General features: G+C 44.0%; 13 protein-coding genes and 1 riboswitch. Of the genes, 5 read left to right on the top strand and 8 right to left on the bottom strand.

The features are described from left to right. Positions 1-10 precede the first annotated feature (10 nt). From AB4209_RS01895 to AB4209_RS01865, 7 genes are all read right to left on the bottom strand, one after another. Positions 11-1,282 (bottom strand): YeaH/YhbH family protein, encoded by a 1,272-nt coding sequence (locus AB4209_RS01895; protein ID WP_017062133.1) that lies wholly within the window; start codon positions 1,280-1,282, stop codon positions 11-13. A 127-nt stretch (positions 1,283-1,409) separates the two neighbouring features. Further along, the gene (locus AB4209_RS01890; protein ID WP_017062132.1) at positions 1,410-3,344 is read right to left on the bottom strand and encodes a PrkA family serine protein kinase; all 1,935 of its coding nucleotides are present in this window, start codon (positions 3,342-3,344) and stop codon (positions 1,410-1,412) included. 543 nt (positions 3,345-3,887) lie between these two features. Then, the gene (locus tag AB4209_RS01885) at positions 3,888-4,388 is read right to left on the bottom strand and encodes a YfbU family protein (protein WP_017066932.1); all 501 of its coding nucleotides are present in this window, start codon (positions 4,386-4,388) and stop codon (positions 3,888-3,890) included. Positions 4,389-4,608: 220 nt separating this feature from the next. After that, the gene (pflA, locus tag AB4209_RS01880) at positions 4,609-5,349 is read right to left on the bottom strand and encodes a pyruvate formate lyase 1-activating protein (RefSeq protein ID WP_010437353.1); all 741 of its coding nucleotides are present in this window, start codon (positions 5,347-5,349) and stop codon (positions 4,609-4,611) included. Positions 5,350-5,513: 164 nt separating this feature from the next. Then, complete coding sequence (locus AB4209_RS01875) at positions 5,514-6,503, bottom strand: lipid A deacylase LpxR family protein (protein ID WP_102332498.1); 990 nt, start codon at positions 6,501-6,503, stop codon at positions 5,514-5,516. 200 nt (positions 6,504-6,703) lie between these two features. Further along, positions 6,704-8,980, bottom strand: coding sequence for a formate C-acetyltransferase (pflB, locus tag AB4209_RS01870; protein ID WP_102427865.1), 2,277 nt, complete (start codon positions 8,978-8,980; stop codon positions 6,704-6,706). 307 nt (positions 8,981-9,287) lie between these two features. Beyond that, the gene (locus tag AB4209_RS01865) at positions 9,288-10,829 is read right to left on the bottom strand and encodes a DUF3360 family protein (RefSeq protein WP_016767646.1); all 1,542 of its coding nucleotides are present in this window, start codon (positions 10,827-10,829) and stop codon (positions 9,288-9,290) included. Between the two features lie 441 nt (positions 10,830-11,270). On the opposite strand from AB4209_RS01865, the gene AB4209_RS01860 reads away from it, so the two are divergent. The 5 genes from AB4209_RS01860 to AB4209_RS01840 all read left to right on the top strand — a co-directional run bounded on the left by AB4209_RS01860 (position 11,271) and on the right by AB4209_RS01840 (position 16,150). Continuing rightward, a complete protein-coding gene (locus AB4209_RS01860; protein ID WP_102567177.1) occupies positions 11,271-12,734 on the top strand; it encodes a hypothetical protein in 1,464 nt (487 codons plus the stop codon). A 237-nt stretch (positions 12,735-12,971) separates the two neighbouring features. Next, positions 12,972-13,742, top strand: a complete 771-nt coding sequence (locus tag AB4209_RS01855) for an ABC transporter ATP-binding protein (RefSeq protein WP_004736532.1) — start codon at positions 12,972-12,974, stop codon at positions 13,740-13,742. 137 nt (positions 13,743-13,879) lie between these two features. Beyond that, the gene (locus AB4209_RS01850; RefSeq protein ID WP_017062125.1) at positions 13,880-14,650 is read left to right on the top strand and encodes an ABC transporter substrate-binding protein; all 771 of its coding nucleotides are present in this window, start codon (positions 13,880-13,882) and stop codon (positions 14,648-14,650) included. A 79-nt stretch (positions 14,651-14,729) separates the two neighbouring features. Then, positions 14,730-15,470: an ABC transporter permease gene (locus tag AB4209_RS01845; RefSeq protein ID WP_017066929.1), complete on the top strand. Its 741-nt coding sequence runs from the start codon at positions 14,730-14,732 to the stop codon at positions 15,468-15,470. Between the two features lie 2 nt (positions 15,471-15,472). After that, complete coding sequence (locus tag AB4209_RS01840; protein ID WP_017062123.1) at positions 15,473-16,150, top strand: ABC transporter permease; 678 nt, start codon at positions 15,473-15,475, stop codon at positions 16,148-16,150. A gap of 163 nt (positions 16,151-16,313) precedes the next feature. Here AB4209_RS01840 and AB4209_RS01835 read toward each other — a convergent pair whose 3' ends face one another. Next, a complete protein-coding gene (locus tag AB4209_RS01835; RefSeq protein ID WP_372054637.1) occupies positions 16,314-19,184 on the bottom strand; it encodes a hypothetical protein in 2,871 nt (956 codons plus the stop codon). A gap of 30 nt (positions 19,185-19,214) precedes the next feature. Beyond that, positions 19,215-19,298: riboswitch (cyclic di-GMP riboswitch) on the bottom strand. Between the last annotated feature and the right edge of the window lie 2 nt (positions 19,299-19,300).

The raw sequence follows: 19,300 nt of genomic DNA, 5'->3' as shown, positions 1-19,300 counted from the left end.
GCAAACTCCCTTACGCTGTCTCTTTCTGGAACAGTTCTCTAAACACAGGAAAAATATCATCCACCGTTTTAATGTTTTTCATGGCGAAGTTGTCAAAGCTACTCTCGAGTTTTTCGTATTCGTGCCAAAGTGTTTGATGAGAGCGGCGTGTTATTTCGATGTAAGAGTAATATTGGCAAGTTGGCAGAAGCGTATTGACCAGTAACTCTTTACAGCGAGGAGAGTCATCAGCCCAGTTATCGCCATCAGAGGCTTGTGCTGCATAGATGTTCCACTCATTAGCAGGGTAGCGGTCTGCGACAATTTCCTTCATCAGTTTCAGTGCGCTTGAAACAATGGTGCCACCCGTTTCTTGTGAGTAGAAAAACTCATGTTCGTCGACCTCTTTAGCCTGAGTATGGTGACGAATAAACACAACATCGACGTTTTCGTAGGTGCGATTTAAGAACAGATACAGAAGAACATAAAAGCGCTTCGCAATATCTTTTGTGGCCTGATCCATAGAGCCCGATACATCCATTAGACAGAACATCACGGCTTGGCTAGATGGAATAGGGCGCTTCTCGTAGTTTTTAAAACGTAAGTCGAAGGTGTCAATGAACGGCACGCTTTCAATCTTTTTACGTAACTCGGCAATCTCTTCTTTGAGGCGACCTTCCTCAAAAGGTTGTGCCGGCTCCGTCATTTTAACTTGGTCAAGCTGTTCCATCAGTAGGTTAAGCTCGCGCTTTTTACCTGCTGTCATCGCGGTTCTACGAGCCAGAGATTGCTGTAGTGAACGAACGATAGCGATGTTGGATGGAATCCCCGCGCTTTGGTAACCAGAGCGGTGAGTTTTCCATTCGGTGATTTTGTTGACCTGATTTTTCTCTAGATTAGGTAGAGCTAAATCTTCAAAGAGAATATCAAGATACTCATCTTTTGAAATTTGGAAGGTAAATTCATCTTGGCCTTCGCCATCAGGGCTTGCGTCGCCTTGGCCTGAGCCACCACCTTGACCACCACCTTTAGGGCGTTCGATTTTATCGCCAGTGATGAACTGATCATTACCTGGGTGAACGCGCTCTCTTACGCCGCCTTGACCTTGGTGAAAGTTCGGCTCTTTGATGTCTTTATGGGGAATAGTGACGTCTTCACCTGTTTCTGTATTGGTGATTGAGCGTCGGTTAACTGCATCGGCCACAGATTCTTTGATTTGCTCTTTATGGCGTCGTAAGAAACGCTGTCTATTCACAGCACTCTTATTTTTGCCATTGAGCCTCCGATCGATAAATTGTGCCATAAGAACTCCCTCTCAGCTGATGTCGCGATCCTACTTTTTATTCGGGTATAAGAGTTATTGATTTACTAAGGTATAAAAGTTATTGGTTTATACGAGCTGCTCAGTTGAGCAGCTCAATACCGTTTAGTTATGAGGATTTACGAACTCTTAGGTACCACTCAGATAGCAGTCTCACTTGCTTCTCGGTGTAGCCTTTTTCCATCATACGAGCAACGAAGTCGTCATGTTTTTTCTGATCATCCGTTGAGGTCTTAGCATTGAACGAAATAACAGGAAGTAGCTCTTCTGTGTTAGAGAACATTTTCTTCTCAATCACAGTGCGCAGTTTCTCGTAGCTCGTCCACACTGGGTTTTGACCGTTATTGTTGGCTTTGGCACGAAGCACAAAGTTCACAATCTCATTTCGGAAGTCTTTAGGGTTACTGATACCGGCTGTCTTCTCGATTTTCTCTAGTTCACCATTCAGAGAAGCACGGTCAAATAGTTGGCCTGTTTCTGGGTCGCGGTACTCTTGGTCTTGAATCCAGAAATCTGCGTAGGTGACATAGCGGTCGAAGATATTCTGACCGTACTCAGAGTAAGACTCTAGATAAGCGGTTTGAATTTCTTTACCGATGAACTCTACGTAGCGTGGCACTAGGTATCCTTTCAAGAACTCTAGGTACTTCTCGGCGGTCTCTTGAGGGAACTGCTCCCGTTCGATTTGCTGCTCAATAACGTAGAACAGGTGCACTGGGTTCGCGGCCACTTCGGCTTGGTCGAAGTTAAACACACGAGACAGGATCTTAAAGGCGAAACGCGTTGATAGCCCAGACATGCCTTCGTCAACGCCAGCATAATCTCGGTACTCTTGGTAGCTCTTCGCTTTTGGATCGGTGTCTTTTAGAGTCTCACCATCGTAAACACGCATCTTAGAGAATAGAGATGAGTTTTCAGGCTCTTTTAGTCTCGAAAGAATGCTGAATTGCGATAGCAGATCGAGTGTGCTTGGTGAGCAAGGCGCTTGGGATAGCTCACTGTGCTCAAGCAGTTTCTTGTAGATCTTAACTTCTTCAGACACACGCAGACAGTAAGGGACTTTTACAATGTACACACGGTCGAGGAATGCTTCGTTGTTTTTGTTGTTACGGAAGGTCTGCCACTCAGATTCGTTCGAGTGAGCGAGAATCATACCGTCAAATGGCAGTGCAGAAAGCCCTTCGGTACCGTTGAAGTTACCTTCTTGTGTTGCCGTAAGTAGAGGGTGTAATACTTTGATTGGCGCTTTGAACATCTCCACGAATTCCATCACACCTTGGTTGGCTTTACAAAGCGCACCAGAGTAGCTGTAGGCATCAGGATCATCTTGAGAGAAGTGTTCAAGTTTACGAATATCAACTTTACCAACCAGAGACGAGATATCTTGGTTGTTTTCATCACCTGGCTCCGTTTTCGCGATCGCAACTTGATCGAGAATAGAAGGGCGCAGTTTGATGACTTTGAATTTGGAAATATCACCGCCAAAATCGTGCAGACGTTTCGCTGCCCACGGAGACATAATTGAGCGAAGATAGCGTTTCTCAATGCCATATTCATTCTTCAATAAGTCGCCGTCTTCGTTAACGTCGAATAGACAGAATGGGTGATCGTTTACTGGGCTTCGTTCACCGTCAGCAGACAATACATAGATTGGTAGTTTCTGCATCAGGGCTTTGAGTTTTTCAGCGAGAGAAGATTTACCACCGCCCACAGGGCCAAGTAGGTAAAGGATTTGTTTACGTTCTTCTAAACCTTGCGCAGCATGTTTTAAGTAAGAAACAATCTGTTCAATCGCATCTTCCATACCGTAGAAATCTTTAAATTCGCTGTAGCGTGAGATGACACGGTTCGAGAAAATACGACTCAGTTGAGGGTCTTGAGCAGTGTCAATAACCTCCGGTTCGCCAATGGCTAGTAATAAGCGCTCGGCAGCATTAGCGTAAGCACTTTTATCGTCTTTACACAGCCCTAAGAACTCCTGCAATGTCAGCTCTTCTTCCTTGGCTGCTTCATAACGTGATTGATAGTGGTCAAAGATACTCATAGTCACATTCCCCTTGTTAACCAGTCAAAACTGACGAGCGATTGAAAAATAGGCTCTCCCTACATTTTAAGGTTAGACCCGCTTCCACAATTTTGCTTAACAATTATGTATTTATTTACAATTTTGCGTGTGAAAAACGTGGCGAGCGCAATAGGCAACTTGAGGCGCGTAGAATCCAATTATTTTACATTCGAGGGGATCTGGTCGTTTGTTTTGAGATTTTAGGTCGCTTAATAATACCCGTGCTGGATTTATGTATGTTAAATACATAGTCGAGCCTTATTAATAATCTTGCATGATGAACGGTCTAATGCGCTTGGCTATCAGAAAATAACAAGAGAATGTGAGAATGGTTTATCAAAAAAGTCGTTATTGATTCTCATTATGTTTGAAATGGTAAATTGATACTCTAGAAGGTTACTGCGTTATTTGACGCTGCTTGCGTTTTCTAGTTCAAGTGATTCGAATAAAAAAAGGGTTACTCATGATGAGTAACCCTTTTTCTTGAAACTTTTTAAAAGTTATCGCTGATCTATTAACGAATTAAGCGCTAAAGATTTGAGATAGCTCTGTCGCACATAGGTGGTACTGACGAGGGCAGTTGCGCCATGTTGTTAGCATGCGACGGTACTTCTCTAGCATTGGCATCTGGCTATTGAAGTGGTGATCGGCTTTGTCGAATTGAGGGTAAAGACCTTCAGAATCAACAAGGAAACGCACGTAGTGTACGATCTGCGCTTCAGAAGCGATATCAAAACCTAAGAACTGCAGGCGACGTTGGTCTACTTCAGCACGCTCTTGTTCTGCAAGCATTTTGTTCGACTCTTGCATTGCATGGTACATCTCCATGATGTCGATAATTTCGCGACATTCTGCTTCAGTCAAACAACCAAACTCTTTGTTAAGTTCACGCATTTGGAGTTCGTAACCACGTTCTACAATCGTTTGTAGACGTTGGTATTTAGCGGAGTTCTCAGGATCCATTTGAGACATTAGGTAGTATTGATTTGATAGAATCAGACGCTGAGCATTGGTCATTTCCATGGGAGGAGCCTCACTAAAAAACTAAATGTTGTATTCTTTTGTTGTAGTAAGAGTAACAGCATTCCTACGAGTGGAAACATGATCTCAACACGGATTTAATATGATTTTTTGAATTGATAAACAAAAGTTGTAAAGAAAAGTGAAAGGATTGTTTGGCTCGAAAAGAAAACGCCCCAATCGAAATTGAGGCGCTTGAAATCACTATGAACGTCAGTCTAGATTAGTATTTTACGTTTGAATGGTACTGGCTAAGAACAGCAACAATCTCGTCCATTTTCTCTTTGCTTGGCGGATTTGTACCTTCAAGAGGGTAGTCAAAACCAAGTGCTTCCCACTTATGTGCACCCAGCTTATGGTATGGAAGCAGCTCTACTTTCTCGATGTTATCCATGTCTTTGATGAATTCACCTAGCAGATGAGCATCTTCAGGCGTGTCCGTGTAGCCAGGAACAATCACATAGCGAATCCAAGTTTTCTTGCCAATTTTGTGCAGGTAGCGTGCAAAATCCAGAGTACGTCGGTTTGATACACCAATGAAATCGTGGTGGATCTCGTCTCGCATGTGCTTAAGATCAAGCATTACTAAATCAGAGGCTTCAAGTACTTCATCAACCACTTCTGTGTGCTTACGAATGTAGCCATTAGTATCAAGACAAGTGTGAATGCCTTCGGCTTGAGCTGCACGGAAAAAGTCACGAACAAACTCAGGCTGTAGCATCGCTTCGCCACCTGAACAAGTGATACCACCGCCAGAAGCTTTCATGAAATGACGGTATGATTTTGCTTCGTTAATGATCTCTTCGACCGTTACTTCCTTTCCGTCATGAAGATCCCATGTATCGCGATTGTGGCAGTACATACAGCGCATTAAGCAGCCTTGAAGAAACACAATAAAGCGGATACCAGGGCCATCGACAGTACCACAAGATTCGAATGAGTGAATGCGACCAGTTGTAGACATGAGCTATTCTCGTAGAGGAATTTATACCGTTTATTTTATTACAAAAACGGTACATAAAATAGGGTCAAATGGTAACGAGACCTTTAAAAATAAAGGCAACCACCTGTGAAGATGATTGCCTTTATTAAACTGGAAAAGTAAAGGACGAAAGCCCTTACTGGTGGCTAGAAGAAAGCAAACATTGTGATACCGCCAGTGGTATAAACAGACTCTTTTGCTTCTTCGTAATCCGGTGTTTTTGCTGTTAGTGCGAAAGAGGCACCAACGTATTGGTTATACCAAGCGACACCCAATACAGCTGTTGCTTGAATATTCTCTAAAGTGACATCGTATTGTTCTGGGTTCGGCCAATTATCTTCGATTTCAGAACGATCGCCTTCGATAGTTAGGTCGTTGAATCGGTAACGACCTTCAAGGCCTGCATAGGTAAACCAACCAGCGTTTGATGCGCCGATCATGCCAGGTTTGAATGGGTTTTCTGTGGTGATGTTAGCAGCACCAAAGTTACCGCCTAAGTCCGTACCCCAACGGAACATAAAACCAGTCGAGATATCACTTCTAAAGTTACCGACGTTGATTTCAGAAACGTTAGAGATTTCGTAGTCAGTATTCGCAAGAGCTTGATTACGCATTAGGTTGAAATGGCTTAGGTAACCAACGCTTCCCGCCCACTCATCATCAACTTGGTATTCCCAACCCATCGGCTCATCTGATTTTGTGATCGAGTGAACCAGCTTTTGAGCATCTTCAGACAGTGCACGTTCGCCCGTAGTACCAAACGTGATATTAAAACGCTGGGCTTGCTGTGGGTTTAAGCTGATGTAATTGAATTCAGTGTGAAGGTAACCTGCGTATGGGCGATCATTAGGCGATGGCGTTTCTAACTCAATGTCAGAAGGCGTATACATCTTGTGGCCAATGGTGATTTCCCACTTGTCTAGAGAGCTTGCGCCCCAGTAGGAAAGACTCAATGGTTTTACCCAGTTATATGGCGTAATACTTGATGATGTGTAACCCAGAAATAAGCCGTTGGTATAGTCTTGGTCGACACCAAAAATACCATCATTATCTAAAGCAAAAGTTAACGTAGAACGCTCAGAGGCTAAAGATGAGAAAGAGAGAAGAATCAGGGGTAAACAACGCAGGTATTTCATGGAGCAGTTACTCTTAAATTATGAACCGCGATATTACCGTAATTTGACAGAATTTGTGGAAAAAAAGTGAATGGCAGGGTGCTTTTTTGCTCAACCTAACATTTCGCGGGATAGGTGAGTGTAGTGCGATTTATTTCAGATATAAAAAAGCCCCGCACATTGGCGAGGCTAATATTATTTACTGTCTATTGAGCGTGAGCTTATAGAGACTCAGTAAATGTACGTGCGATTACGTCAGCTTGTTGCTCTGCAGTTAGAGAGTTAAAGCGAACAGCGTAACCAGATACACGGATTGTTAGCTGAGGGTATTTCTCAGGGTGCTTAACTGCGTCTTCAAGAGTTTCGCGGTTAAGAACGTTAACGTTAAGGTGTTGACCACCTTCAATGCCAGCTTCGTGGTGGAAGTAACCATCCATTAGGCCTGCAAGGTTAGCACGTTGGCTGTCTTGTTCTTTACCTAGTGCGTTTGGCACGATAGAGAACGTGTAAGAGATACCATCTTGTGCGTCAGCAAATGGTAGTTTACCTACAGACGTTAGTGATGCTACAGCACCTTTCTCATCACGACCGTGCATTGGGTTTGCACCAGGAGCGAAAGGAGCGCCAGCACGACGACCGTCTGGAGTGTTACCAGTTTTCTTACCGTATACAACGTTAGACGTGATAGTAAGAACTGACTGTGTAGGGATAGAGTTACGGTAAGTCTTAAGCTTACGGATCTTGTTCATGAACGTAGAAACTAGTTCACAAGCAATATCATCTACACGAGAGTCGTTGTTACCGTATTTAGGGTAATCGCCTTCGATTTCGAAGTCAGTTGCGATGCCATCTTCGTCACGGATTGGTTTAACAGTCGCGAACTTGATTGCAGATAGTGAGTCAGCTGCAACAGATAGACCAGCGATACCACAAGCCATAGTACGACGAACGTCACGGTCATGAAGAGCCATTAGAGACGCTTCGTAGCTGTACTTGTCGTGCATGTAGTGAATGCTGTTTAGTGCAGTCACGTATTGCTTAGCTAACCAGTCCATGAATGTGTCTAGGCGACCCATTACGTCATCGTAGTTAAGAACTTCGTCAGTGATCTTGTCTGAAACAGGACCAACTTGCATCTTAAGTTTCTCGTCCACACCGCCGTTGATTGCGTAAAGCATTGTTTTCGCAAGGTTAGCACGAGCACCGAAGAACTGCATTTGCTTACCAACGATCATTGGAGATACACAACAAGCGATAGCGTAATCATCAGACTCTAGGTCAGGACGCATTAGGTCATCATTTTCGTACTGGATAGAAGAAGTATCGATAGATACCTTCGCACAGAAACGCTTGAAGCCGTCAGGTAGTTGCTCAGACCAAAGAACAGTGATGTTTGGCTCTGGAGAAGGACCCATAGTGTATAGAGAGTTTAGGAAACGGAAGTTCGAACGCGTTACTAGCGTACGACCGTCGATACCCATACCACCCATAGACTCTGTTGCCCAGATTGGGTCGCCAGAGAACAGCTCATCGTACTCAGGAGTACGTAGGAAACGAACCATACGCAGTTTCATTACGAAGTGGTCGATCATTTCTTGTGCTTGTTCTTCAGTGATCTTGCCAGCAGCGATATCACGCTCGATGTAGATGTCTAGGAAAGTCGAAGTACGACCTAGAGACATTGCAGCACCGTTTTGAGATTTAACAGCAGCTAGGTAGCCGAAGTAAGTCCACTGGATAGCTTCTTGAGCTGTTTGAGCTGGCTCAGAGATATCGAAACCGTATTTCTCAGCCATTTGCTTGATTTGACCTAGAGCACGATGTTGCTCAGAGATCTCTTCACGCAATTGCATTGTTGCAGAAAGATCTTCGCCGTTCTCGAAACGCTCTTGTAGAGAAGCGAATTGAGCAGCTTTGTCTTTCATTAGGAAATCAATACCGTAAAGTGCAACACGACGGTAGTCACCAATGATACGACCACGGCCGTAAGCATCAGGAAGACCAGTCAGAACACCAGACTTACGACATTTTAGGATATCAGGAGTGTAGATATCGAAAACGCCAGCATTGTGTGTTTTGCGGTATTCTGAGTAGATTTTTGAAACCATTGGGTCAAGAGTTTCACCGTATGCTTTACAAGAACCTTCAACCATACGTACACCACCGTTAGGGATGATTGCACGTTTTAGTGGCTTCTCAGTTTGTAGACCAACGATAGTCTCAAGATCTTTCTCAATGTAACCTGCATCGTGAGCAGTAATGGTAGAGATAACAGAAGTATCGAAATCTACAGGTGCTTTAGTTGCGTTTTCCTGTTTGATACCTTCCATTACCGAAGACCAAAGCTTGTTAGTTGCTTCAGTACCCTCAGAAACTAGGAAAGACTCGTCGCCTTCATACGGCGTGTAGTTCTTTTGAATGAAATCACGAACGTTTACTTCGCTTTGCCACTCACCTGCAGCAAAATCTTCCCAAGCTTTAGCAAATTGCTCTGCCATGACATACCTACCTTTTTAGTAGAAAAAATACGTACATTAACACTGTTGAGCCAGCGCCCCTCGTAAGGGTAGTACACTCTTATTAATAACAATATATATGAGCATATAAGCGTCATATGGTTATATATATTGTCACTACCTTTTATATGTTGTCTTTACTCTATGAATTCAAGACTACGCTAAAAAATTTCTGTAAACCTTAAACTAAATCAATAAATGCCAAAAAAAGTTGAAAAAATTTGAGTGACAAGGGTTGCCACCCAAACTTTTTTTTAATCCGAATACTACTTATGTGTAGTAAGGACTATTATAGCCAAGCTTTCAGGCCATATTGACTTTCTAGCATACCAACCGCAAGCATTGCTACCAGACAGATAACCAAAACGCCGACAGGGATAACAATCTTGTCTACAAATGATAGACGCTTCGCACGTTCTTTATCACCAATTAGACCGTTGTTATCAAGAAGCATCGTTAATGCCCATGCTAATACTGGGTTAACAACCGCTGAACCGAAGATACAGATACCCGCTGCTTGAGAATCTTTTGAATCCTTGACCATTTGCATACCCGCTTCAAGTAGAGGTAGTGATACACCTACAAGTAGTGCTACACGCATTACTGGTGGCCATACTGCAACGTCCATTGGGAAGCCAAGAATCGCAACAATAATACACAGAGAACCAAGCAAGATAGCGCCGCCAGGGATTGGACGTTTCGCGATTGCTGCTGGGATCATGTAAGTACCCCAAGAAGATGTGATGTTACCACCACCTACTGCAGTACCGACCATTTGACGAACAGAACACATCGTCATTGTGTCATCTACGTCCATCAGAACTTTTTCAGAACGTTTAGGGTAGTTCAGCTCTTGGAAGATACGGTGACCTAGGAAGTCTGGTGACCACATTGCTACTGCAAGAATAGCGAACGGTAGCGAAGCGATGAAGTGCTCAACATTTGGCAAGCCAAGCATCCAACCTTCAGAAGTCGAACCCCACCAGTAAACTGGGTTTAGGTTTGGAATGCCCATTTCAGTTTCGAACACGATATCGAAACCAGCGCCTAATGCTAATGCAATAGCAAGGCCTGTAAACGCACAAACTGGAATAGCTAACCAACGCTTGTTCACTTTTGCTAAGAAAGCGTAGATAGCAATAGTAATAGCAAGAACGATAAGACCCACGTAACCCATGCTACCCGCTTCAACAGTAGAAGATTGAAGACCAACCGCCCATGCTTGAATTGAGTTGATTTGGCTCATGGTACCGGTTAAGCCTAAGAATATGAGCAAGCCACCTGCTGTACCTTCAGAAGTTAGGTTAACAAGTTTAGATCCGCCTTTTAGGAAACTTAGGATGAGACCGAACACACCGATCAGGATGGCCAATGCAAGAGGGTGAGCACCAGCGAGAGCGATGGTACCGATAAGAGGGATCATTGGGCCGTGGTTGCCGGCAAGGTTTGCTTTAGGGTTAAAGAAACCAGAAGCAAGGATACAAAACAGTAGTGCAGGAATAAGCATTTCTACACGAGCGACTTCAATTGCGAAGTCTTTACCTAGGTTTACGTGATCCCAAGCTTGAGTTAGGCCATCAGCCCACGACATCATTACTGCAGAGTACATCGCAATGATACCAATAGTACCAGCAAGTGCAGGAACAAGATCTTCAAGTTCAAAGCGGAAGTCACGACCTGGAAGGTTTAAACCGAAGCGGCGAGGCTTCATGATTTGAAGTTCGTGATCTAGATAATCTGAGCGGCTCTCAAATTCAGAAGCAGGACGGTGTAGCTCTTTATAGCTTTTCTCTTCTACTTCAGAGTTCGCATTATTGACAACGTCTGACATAGATTCCTCATATTTTTTGTTAGTAATTCTAAAATTGAATTCTATAAGTTCGCGTAATTGCGTAATTGCGTTATTTCTTAGTTATAACTCATTAACATTATGTTGCACGGTTTTGCTGTGCTTTATGCAGCTAAGTTAAAAGAAATGTTTGGCATTTTTAATGCCTTATTCTTTGCTGAGGAGTCTAACAAGCTTACCCTTTAGGGTGATTGATCTTGATCACTTTATGAGTATATGTGAAAGAAAGCTACAAAACGCAGCGATTCATTAACGTACCGTTGATAAAAAGTGTAATTTGTTTTCACAAACTGACGTTTTCATCGTCTCGTCACAGTTCTTATCCTTTGTAAATTCCATTTTTAGTGATTGGCTTACTTTTTGCTTAATCGCTGATAGATATTTAATTTTGGCGAGCTGTTGCCACAAACAGGACGAAAATCGATGAAAAAGACACAAATGTTGCCACTAGCGGCAATGATCTCAGGACTACTGGTTGGTTGTGGCGGCGGAAGCGGCGGTGGCGGTGGTGGTGGTACACCATCAACAAAGTTTGAATTTTCGTTCTCTGCCCCGAATACAATCCTTGAAAGTAGCAACACTTCGAACTGTACCGTATACGAGCGAAGAGATAATAGTAGTCAGCAAGCGACGGTGTTGACTTACCAACCAGCAATTGAGTCACAGCTCAACAATGAAAATGTGGTTGCATACTATTCGGATGCGGCTGGTTCAATGGTTGGTGATTTAATTGTCCCAAGTAATTTGAAGCTCTCGTTTACCTTGGAAGGTATACCTGATGGTGGCTTTGTTACGTTCCAAATTCGCGAAGCGAACAACACACACTTCACAGCTAATACATTTTCTAAAGAATATTTGGAAGATCTTACTCTGAGAACAACTACGTTTGGTATGAACCGTGAAGCTGTTAGTAGTTGCGACAAAGGTGATAACTTTGGTAAGACAACACGAAATGACTTGTCTTACCTTGCCGTAGCTTCTGGTGGTGGAGATTATAACTTTCAATCCCAGCTAAAAGAAGAGTCTGTGCCGACGTATTCGATTGATAAGTTAGATGTACGGGCTCTGCCTAATGGGACACCTGAATCAACCATTGTTACGCAATTTAAAGATGGGTATTTGCATCAATATGGTGTAAGAGCTTGGAGTAACGCCGATCCATTGTTACTGGTTGATATGGCAGGAAACAAAGCTCAACTGACGCACACAAATGACTTTGATTACTCGAATGTTGAGATTAAGGTTAGTCAGGGTGATTTTAGTTATGGCATAGCAACAATTCCAAGCACGCAAGGTGACTTTACAAGTCCGGATGAGCCAAATACTGAACACTGGAGCTTAAATGTTGAATCAGACACTCCGCTTAATGGCTGGAATATTGATCTCAACAAGAAGTTATATGTTGAAGGTTCTTGGGACGTAGATATCGCTCCAGACTCATTTTATGACTTAAGTTCGTTGCCGACTGACTCACCAAATCTTGCTGGTAATAACTTAGACCTTGATTTTAGTTTTACAGATGAAGTCGGAAAAATGAGAGTTGCCTACACAACAGAAAGCCTAAGTGGCGGCCTTCATAAATTGACACATAAAGTATTTACTCATTTGGAAGATACAATTGTTTTACCAGAGCTTCACTACTACGACTACTCAGATACTGTTAAGGCTGAATTGAAGTTAGATCCTACCTCAGATCCCATTCATCAGACTGTTCTTGTTGAGACAGCAGAGTCGGAGATTACAGGTTATGATTTCATGACTGCGTTTGCGCACGGTAATGTAACGGACTTAGATGAAGATTTAGATGGGCTTGTTGTTAATGAAGTTACACTAAACAAAACGGGTGTAAAGGTTCAGAACCAAGACTATTTGATGCTTACAAAATAGCGCCTGCTTAACAAAAATAAAACAAATAAGCCCCGTTAATCGGGGCTTGTTTATAACTGCTATTCATGTAATTGAGGTGAAAACGCTACCTTTTGCATAATAAGTCAGAGTGAATCGCTATTTATTCCAAATTATTAGGTTAATAATTTGTTGCATGTTATTCCGTGTGGTGCTAGTTTGTATCGCATGAAAAGGTCGGAGTACCTTGCATTTTCACAAACTTGGGAGAGAAAGCGCATGAAAGATGTACCAGCGCTGGACATAAAGGATCTACACAAAACGTTTGGTCAAAATGAAGTTTTAAAGGGAATTTCACTTTCTGCGCATAAAGGCGATGTAGTCTCGATTATTGGATCTTCTGGGTCTGGTAAAAGTACTTTCCTTAGATGTATCAACCTTTTAGAGACACCTACCGCCGGCGAGATTTGGGTTAATGGCGAATTAATTCAAATGAAAAACAACCGCCAAGGTGTTTCAGTTCCTGCCAATGAAAAACAAGTACAGCGAATCCGTTCTCGCCTAGCGATGGTTTTTCAGGGTTTCAATCTGTGGTCTCACCTGACCGTTCTCGAAAATGTTATCGAAGCGCCTGTTCACGTCCTAGGTGTACCTAAAGCACAAGCGATTGAAAATGCAGAGTTACTACTGAAGAAAGTCGGTCTGTATGAGCGTAAAGATTACTACCCAGGTCATTTGTCTGGCGGACAACAACAACGTGCTGCTATTGCGCGAGCGCTAGCGGTTGATCCTGAAGTTATGCTGTTTGATGAACCAACATCGGCATTAGACCCTGAGTTAGTAGGCGAAGTGCTTGGTGTAATGCGCGATCTAGCAGAAGAGGGCAGAACCATGCTTGTGGTAACGCACGAAATGGCTTTCGCACGCGACGTATCAAACCATGTGATGTTCCTGCACCAAGGTCTAGTGGAAGAACAGGGCGATCCAGCTAAACTGTTTACGGAACCTGAATCTGAACGTTTACAACAATTTATCTCATCGATTTACTAATCAGAATTGAAACGCCGTTGCCAACGGTAAACAGCGACGGTGTGAACAATAAAACACAACAAGTAAGTTAATAAGCAACAACAAACACAATATTAAAACTAGCAAAACATAAAAACCTAAATCACAGGAGTAGGGATATGAAAAAGTGGTTATTAGTCGCGGCACTTGCTGCAACTGCTGCAACGGGCGTAGCTCAAGCAAAAGAATGGAAAACAGTACGCTTTGGTATTGAAGGTGCTTACCCTCCATTTAGCTGGACAGAAGCTGACGGGTCACTGAAAGGCTTCGATGTCGATATGGCTAACGCACTTTGTACTGAAATGCAGGTGCAGTGTAAGATCGTTGCACAAGACTGGGATGGTATCATTCCTTCTCTACTTGCTCGTAAATATGATGCGATCATCGCGGCAATGTCTATCACGGAAGAGCGTAAGAAAAAAATCGACTTCACTGGTAAATACGCACTTATCCCAAACAAGTTCATCGCTAAGAAAGGTGCAGGCCTTAACTTTGATGATCTAAGCGGTCAAAAGATTGCAGTTCAACGTGCAACAACTCACGATAAATACCTAACAGACAACTACGGCGATACAGTAGAGATCGTTCGTTACGGTTCATTCGACGAAGCTTACCTTGATCTAGCAAACGGTCGTGTTGCTGCTGTACTAGGTGATGCATCTGCTCTAGAAGAAGGCGTGCTGAACAAAGCTGGTGGTGAAGACTACGAGTTTGTTGGCCCCTCTCTAACGGATCCTAAGTGGTTCGGTGAAGGTATGGGTATTGCTGTTCGTAAGCAAGACAAAGATCTGACTAAGCAATTAGATGCGGCAATCCTTTCACTACGTGAAAAAGGCATCTACCAAGATATCGCGGCTAAATACTTCAACTACGACGTATACGGTCAGTAATCTTTAGCGTCAATTCTTAAGGGAGAGGTTCTCCTCTCCCTGTCTTACCAACTTTTTCGCAGTTCTGTTGGAATCCATTATGTTTGATTTACAAGGATATGAAGCGTCGATCCTGAAAGGGGCGGTGCTCACAATCGAAGTTGCCTTGCTGTCGCTAATTTTAGCTATGGTTCTTGGTATGCTAGGTGCCTTAGCAAAACTCGCGCCTTATCGCTGGGCTCGTGCTATTGCAACCCTCTACACAACCGTCATTCGAGGCATTCCTGATCTCGTCTTGATGATGCTGATTTTCTTTGGTGGACAAATCCTTTTAAACAACAGTTTGTATTCCATCAATGAGTGGCTCAATGAGTGGTTCACATCAAGTGATCCTAACCACGAGTGGACCGCTTACTTACCTGATTATATTGATGTCAGTCCATTTGTTGCTGGTGTCTTAACCATTGGATTCATCTTTGGCGCTTACATGGCTGAAACCTTCCGTGGAGCGATCATGGCGGTTGATAGCGGTGAAATGGAAGCAGCAAAGGCCTATGGCATGGGACCTGTTCTAGCGTTCCGTCGTATCCTGTTACCGCAAATGATTCGTCACGCACTGCCGGGCTTTGGTAACAACTGGTTGGTTTTACTTAAAACTACCGCGTTGGTTTCCATTATTGGCCTAGAAGATATGGTACGTGTTAGCGCACTGGCGGCAGGTTCAACCAAAATGCCATTTACCTTCTATATGACAGTGGCGATTATCTTCTTATTCTTCACCAGTGTTTCGACGGGCTTACTTAAGCTGGTTGAACGTAAATTCAGTATCCACGCGAGGTAGTTATGGACTTTTCATTGATAATTGAAAGCCTGCCGATTTACCTTGGTGGTTTGTGGACAACGGCTTGGATGGTTTGTGTCGCTTTGATTATTGGCTTATTCGTAGCCATACCATTAGCGATCGCTCGTAACAGCCCAAATATGCTGATTAACGCTCCGGCTTGGTCGTTCATTTATTTCTTCCGTGGTACGCCGTTATTGGTGCAGTTGTATCTGATTTACTACGGTATGGATCAGTTCTTCCCAGTAAAAGACACACTATGGGAAAACGCTTGGTTCTGTGCTCTAGTAGCATTCATTCTTAACACATCAGCATATACAGCAGAGATCATTCGCGGTGCCATTAACGGCTTACCGAAAGGTGAAGTTGAAGCAGCAAAAGCGTACGGCATGAGTACACCAAAGACTTACCGCCGCATCATTTTGCCAAGCGCACTACGCCGAGCATTGCCCGCTTACAGTAACGAAGTGATCTTTATGCTTCACGGCTCTGCGGTAGCTGGTATCGTAACCATTATGGATCTAACCGGTGCAGCTCGTTTGGTTAACTCTCGTTACTATGCCCCATTCGAATCTTTCCTAACGGCAGGTCTGTTCTACATGGCACTAACGTTCATCATTATCGCGATTTTCAAATTCGCAGAGAAGCGTTTCCTTGCTTACCTAAGACCCCTTAGCTAATTGCACGGTATTCACACAGTTAACAAAACGGCGCTCATTGAGCGCCGTTCTTATTTAGGGTTTGTATAGGAATTAGTTGAGTAGCTCTTTGAAGCAAAAAGGACTTATTACACAAGCAATAAGTCCTTTAACTTTGTTTCTGATTTACTAGTTCAAAAAGCAATTAAACTTCATTAACGCCAATGAAATCACCATCAAAGGATGCATCAGTGTAGATGATGACTTCTTTGCCTCCTTTGGTGAAGCTATAAGCGGTAATCGTTTCAGTTCCATCGAGTCCAAGTTTATCTTGCATATCTTGGTCTAGCGTCACTGATGTTGCGGTTTGGTATTGGAATCCTTGAAGATGACTTGCGTCGATATCTTCAATTCCTAAAGCAAAGAATTCAGCAACTTGGTCGTCGTTCTTTGCTCTATTACCATCAAGGTCATGGTTTTGATTGAAGGTTTTACCTAGAGAAATAGTCAGTTTGTCATTAGCTGAGTCTCCCCCTATGACTGCTTCAAACCCATTGATGTTTGACCCCTTCGACATGTCGATATCGACACCACCAGGGTCATTGGCGACCAGTACATCGAACCCTTTACCACCATGAATTAGAGTATCCTCTGCATCAAAGGCTACTGTATCGTTGCCTTTACCCCCACGGATTTCGTCTGCACCACCACCACCAATGATGATGTCATCGCCTTTACCGCCTTTGATATGGTCGATTCCGTCTCCGCCATCAAGCCAATCATCGCCTTTACCACCAAACAATTGCTCTGGTTGGTCGTCGATTTCAACGGTGGTTACCACATCATCGAAGTCACCATCACCGCCAGGGTTGTCATTCCAGAACTGATTTCCGAGTTCTGTACCCGGATTGAAGTTGTTAATGCCGCTAACATCTAAGGTAAGGTTGCCGTTACTACCGACTAAATCTTGTACGCCCAGCAAGAAGGGGTGGTCACTATTGTTAGAGCTTGTCGCTTGTTGAGTGTTTAAGTCAATTGCGATACTTTCGCCTGAGACGAAACCGTCATTCCCGCCATCTGGGATAATGAAGAACCCGAGCGTATCAACGCAATCATCACAGTGCCCCAAATCGAGACTAAAGCTGTTGCCAGCTTCAGAGTTTGGAAGGTGATCCTTCACATTTCCCCAAATGACTTCAGCGTTTACATTGCCTTCACTGTCTTTTGTGAAGTAACCAAACGAATTTTCGAAGCCCGCTTCGGTGCCTTCCATAGTGACATCAATAGTCCCTCTGAAGTTACTTACATCGTAGTAACCCGTATCAGGATCGAGTTCAGGTACGCCACCCTTGGCGTTGTCGCCACCAAGAATGACATCGTCGCCACGACCACCGCGCAATATATCGGTTCCGTCACCCGTTAGGCCATCGGTGGTAACAGAAGTGACGTAGTAGTCACTTGAATCGGCATTAGCGTTTCCGTTTTTTTCAAATGCAGGACCAACGGCAGTAAACTGAAGTTCATCAAAGGCTTTAAAGCCAGTCTCATCAGGACCGATGTTTAGATAACCGCTGTTGTTATTGCCATCCGCTAAATCGCTCGCAATGAAATCGCCCTCAGCGACCAGAATACCTTCTCGATATGCTGCCCAATGGCCAGCCTCATCTACGCCATTGTCGCCTTCATTTAAGTAGAGGTTGGATATACCGACTTTAGCAATCATTGTATGTTCGTCTAAGCTGACAGAAAACATCTCTGATGCACCTTCACCAGAACCGCCGTCGTAGCTGAAGCCAATTTGAGCAAGCACGCCAGCCTCTGCTGCGCCATCTACCCCATAACCTGTACCGCCAGAACTTGCATTACCTGTATCAACGGTACCGACAGATCCATCAGCGTTGTAGGCGGTTGAATTTGCTGATAGGTCGACGGATGTCGTTGGCTCCGCTAATTCAAACTCGCCGGTTCCTTCGTTAAACGACAGCGCTTCAAAGTTATCGCCGATAATTACGTCATTCCCTTTACCGCCTCGAATCAAGTCGTTCCCAGCGGCGCCTTCATTTGCAGCGTCTGGCCCGTTATCACCAATGAGCACATCGTTATGCAGTACCTGCTTCAATGACACATTATCAATCAGAGCCCCAAAGGTGTCTTCTGCGCCGTCGGCAATAAAATTGAGTGAGCAATTTCCTGAAGAGAGATCGACATCTTCGCTAAACAGATCCCAATCATCATCGACGCCGTCAATGTCTTGGAAAGACTTCTCGAATACAACGTCGGTGCCCGCCATTATTTGGACTGTGAAAGGAGCGGTGGTGCTATCGCCTCCTTTATTACGGAAAGCGTAGGAAAAATCGAGTTGATATATACCGTCGTCATCGACCGTAAATGTTTGGGAGACGGTTGAATTTGAATTCGCGCCATGCGAGTCTAATTCTAGGAAGTGACCACTGGCGATATCAGTCCCGTAACCATCAGCTGGGACACCGCCATGCAGTTGTTCTTGAATCTCGATACTGCCAACCTCGGCGTTCCATGCACCGGCGCTTGGCGCTGTTCCCCATGTATTGCCAAGGTCAAAAGCTTCAAAATCACCATCGCTGATTAGGTTTTCGCCAAATTCTGCACCAGCGCCTCTGTCACCATAAATAATGTCATTGTTCGCACCGCCTTCAACATAATCATCACCGGCACCTGCAACCACAATGTCGTCAACACACTCTTCTCCTAGCGCTTCTAAATCTTTATCGCGTGCCGCGCTTAAATCGCGGTTAACGCCGGCTTCATCACCAGCATTGAGCGAATGATTCCAAGCTTCAACCACATCGTTTCCGGCACCTGCTTTAATTGTGTCCGATCCACGTCCAGCAGCGATAAAGTCATCGCCGCTGCCGGCATGCACAATGTCGTCGCCTTTACCGGCTCGTACTTCGAGGTTATCGCCGCTGAGGTTAGAAAGGTCATTGTTGACATCTCTAGATTCTGGGGTGGGGAGGTTAGGACCATCTACTAGTATATTGGTATCATTGCTACCATTACTTTTCAGTCCTGCTGCTGTATTGGTTACTTCTGCCATCGTTTTTTCCTCACATATCATTCGATACATAGAGGCAGCCCAGCCATCTCGGCTTCATCCCTGAGATCTGGAGCTTTCCGTCCTCACCTCACGATGAGTTTGGCTTTATCTTCTTT

Source organism: Vibrio sp. 10N.286.48.C11 (assembly GCF_041469805.1).
Classification (GTDB): Bacteria; Pseudomonadota; Gammaproteobacteria; order Enterobacterales; family Vibrionaceae; genus Vibrio; species Vibrio crassostreae_C.
Note: the sequence above shows the minus strand (reverse complement) of the source record. Positions and strands in the feature narration are given on the sequence as shown.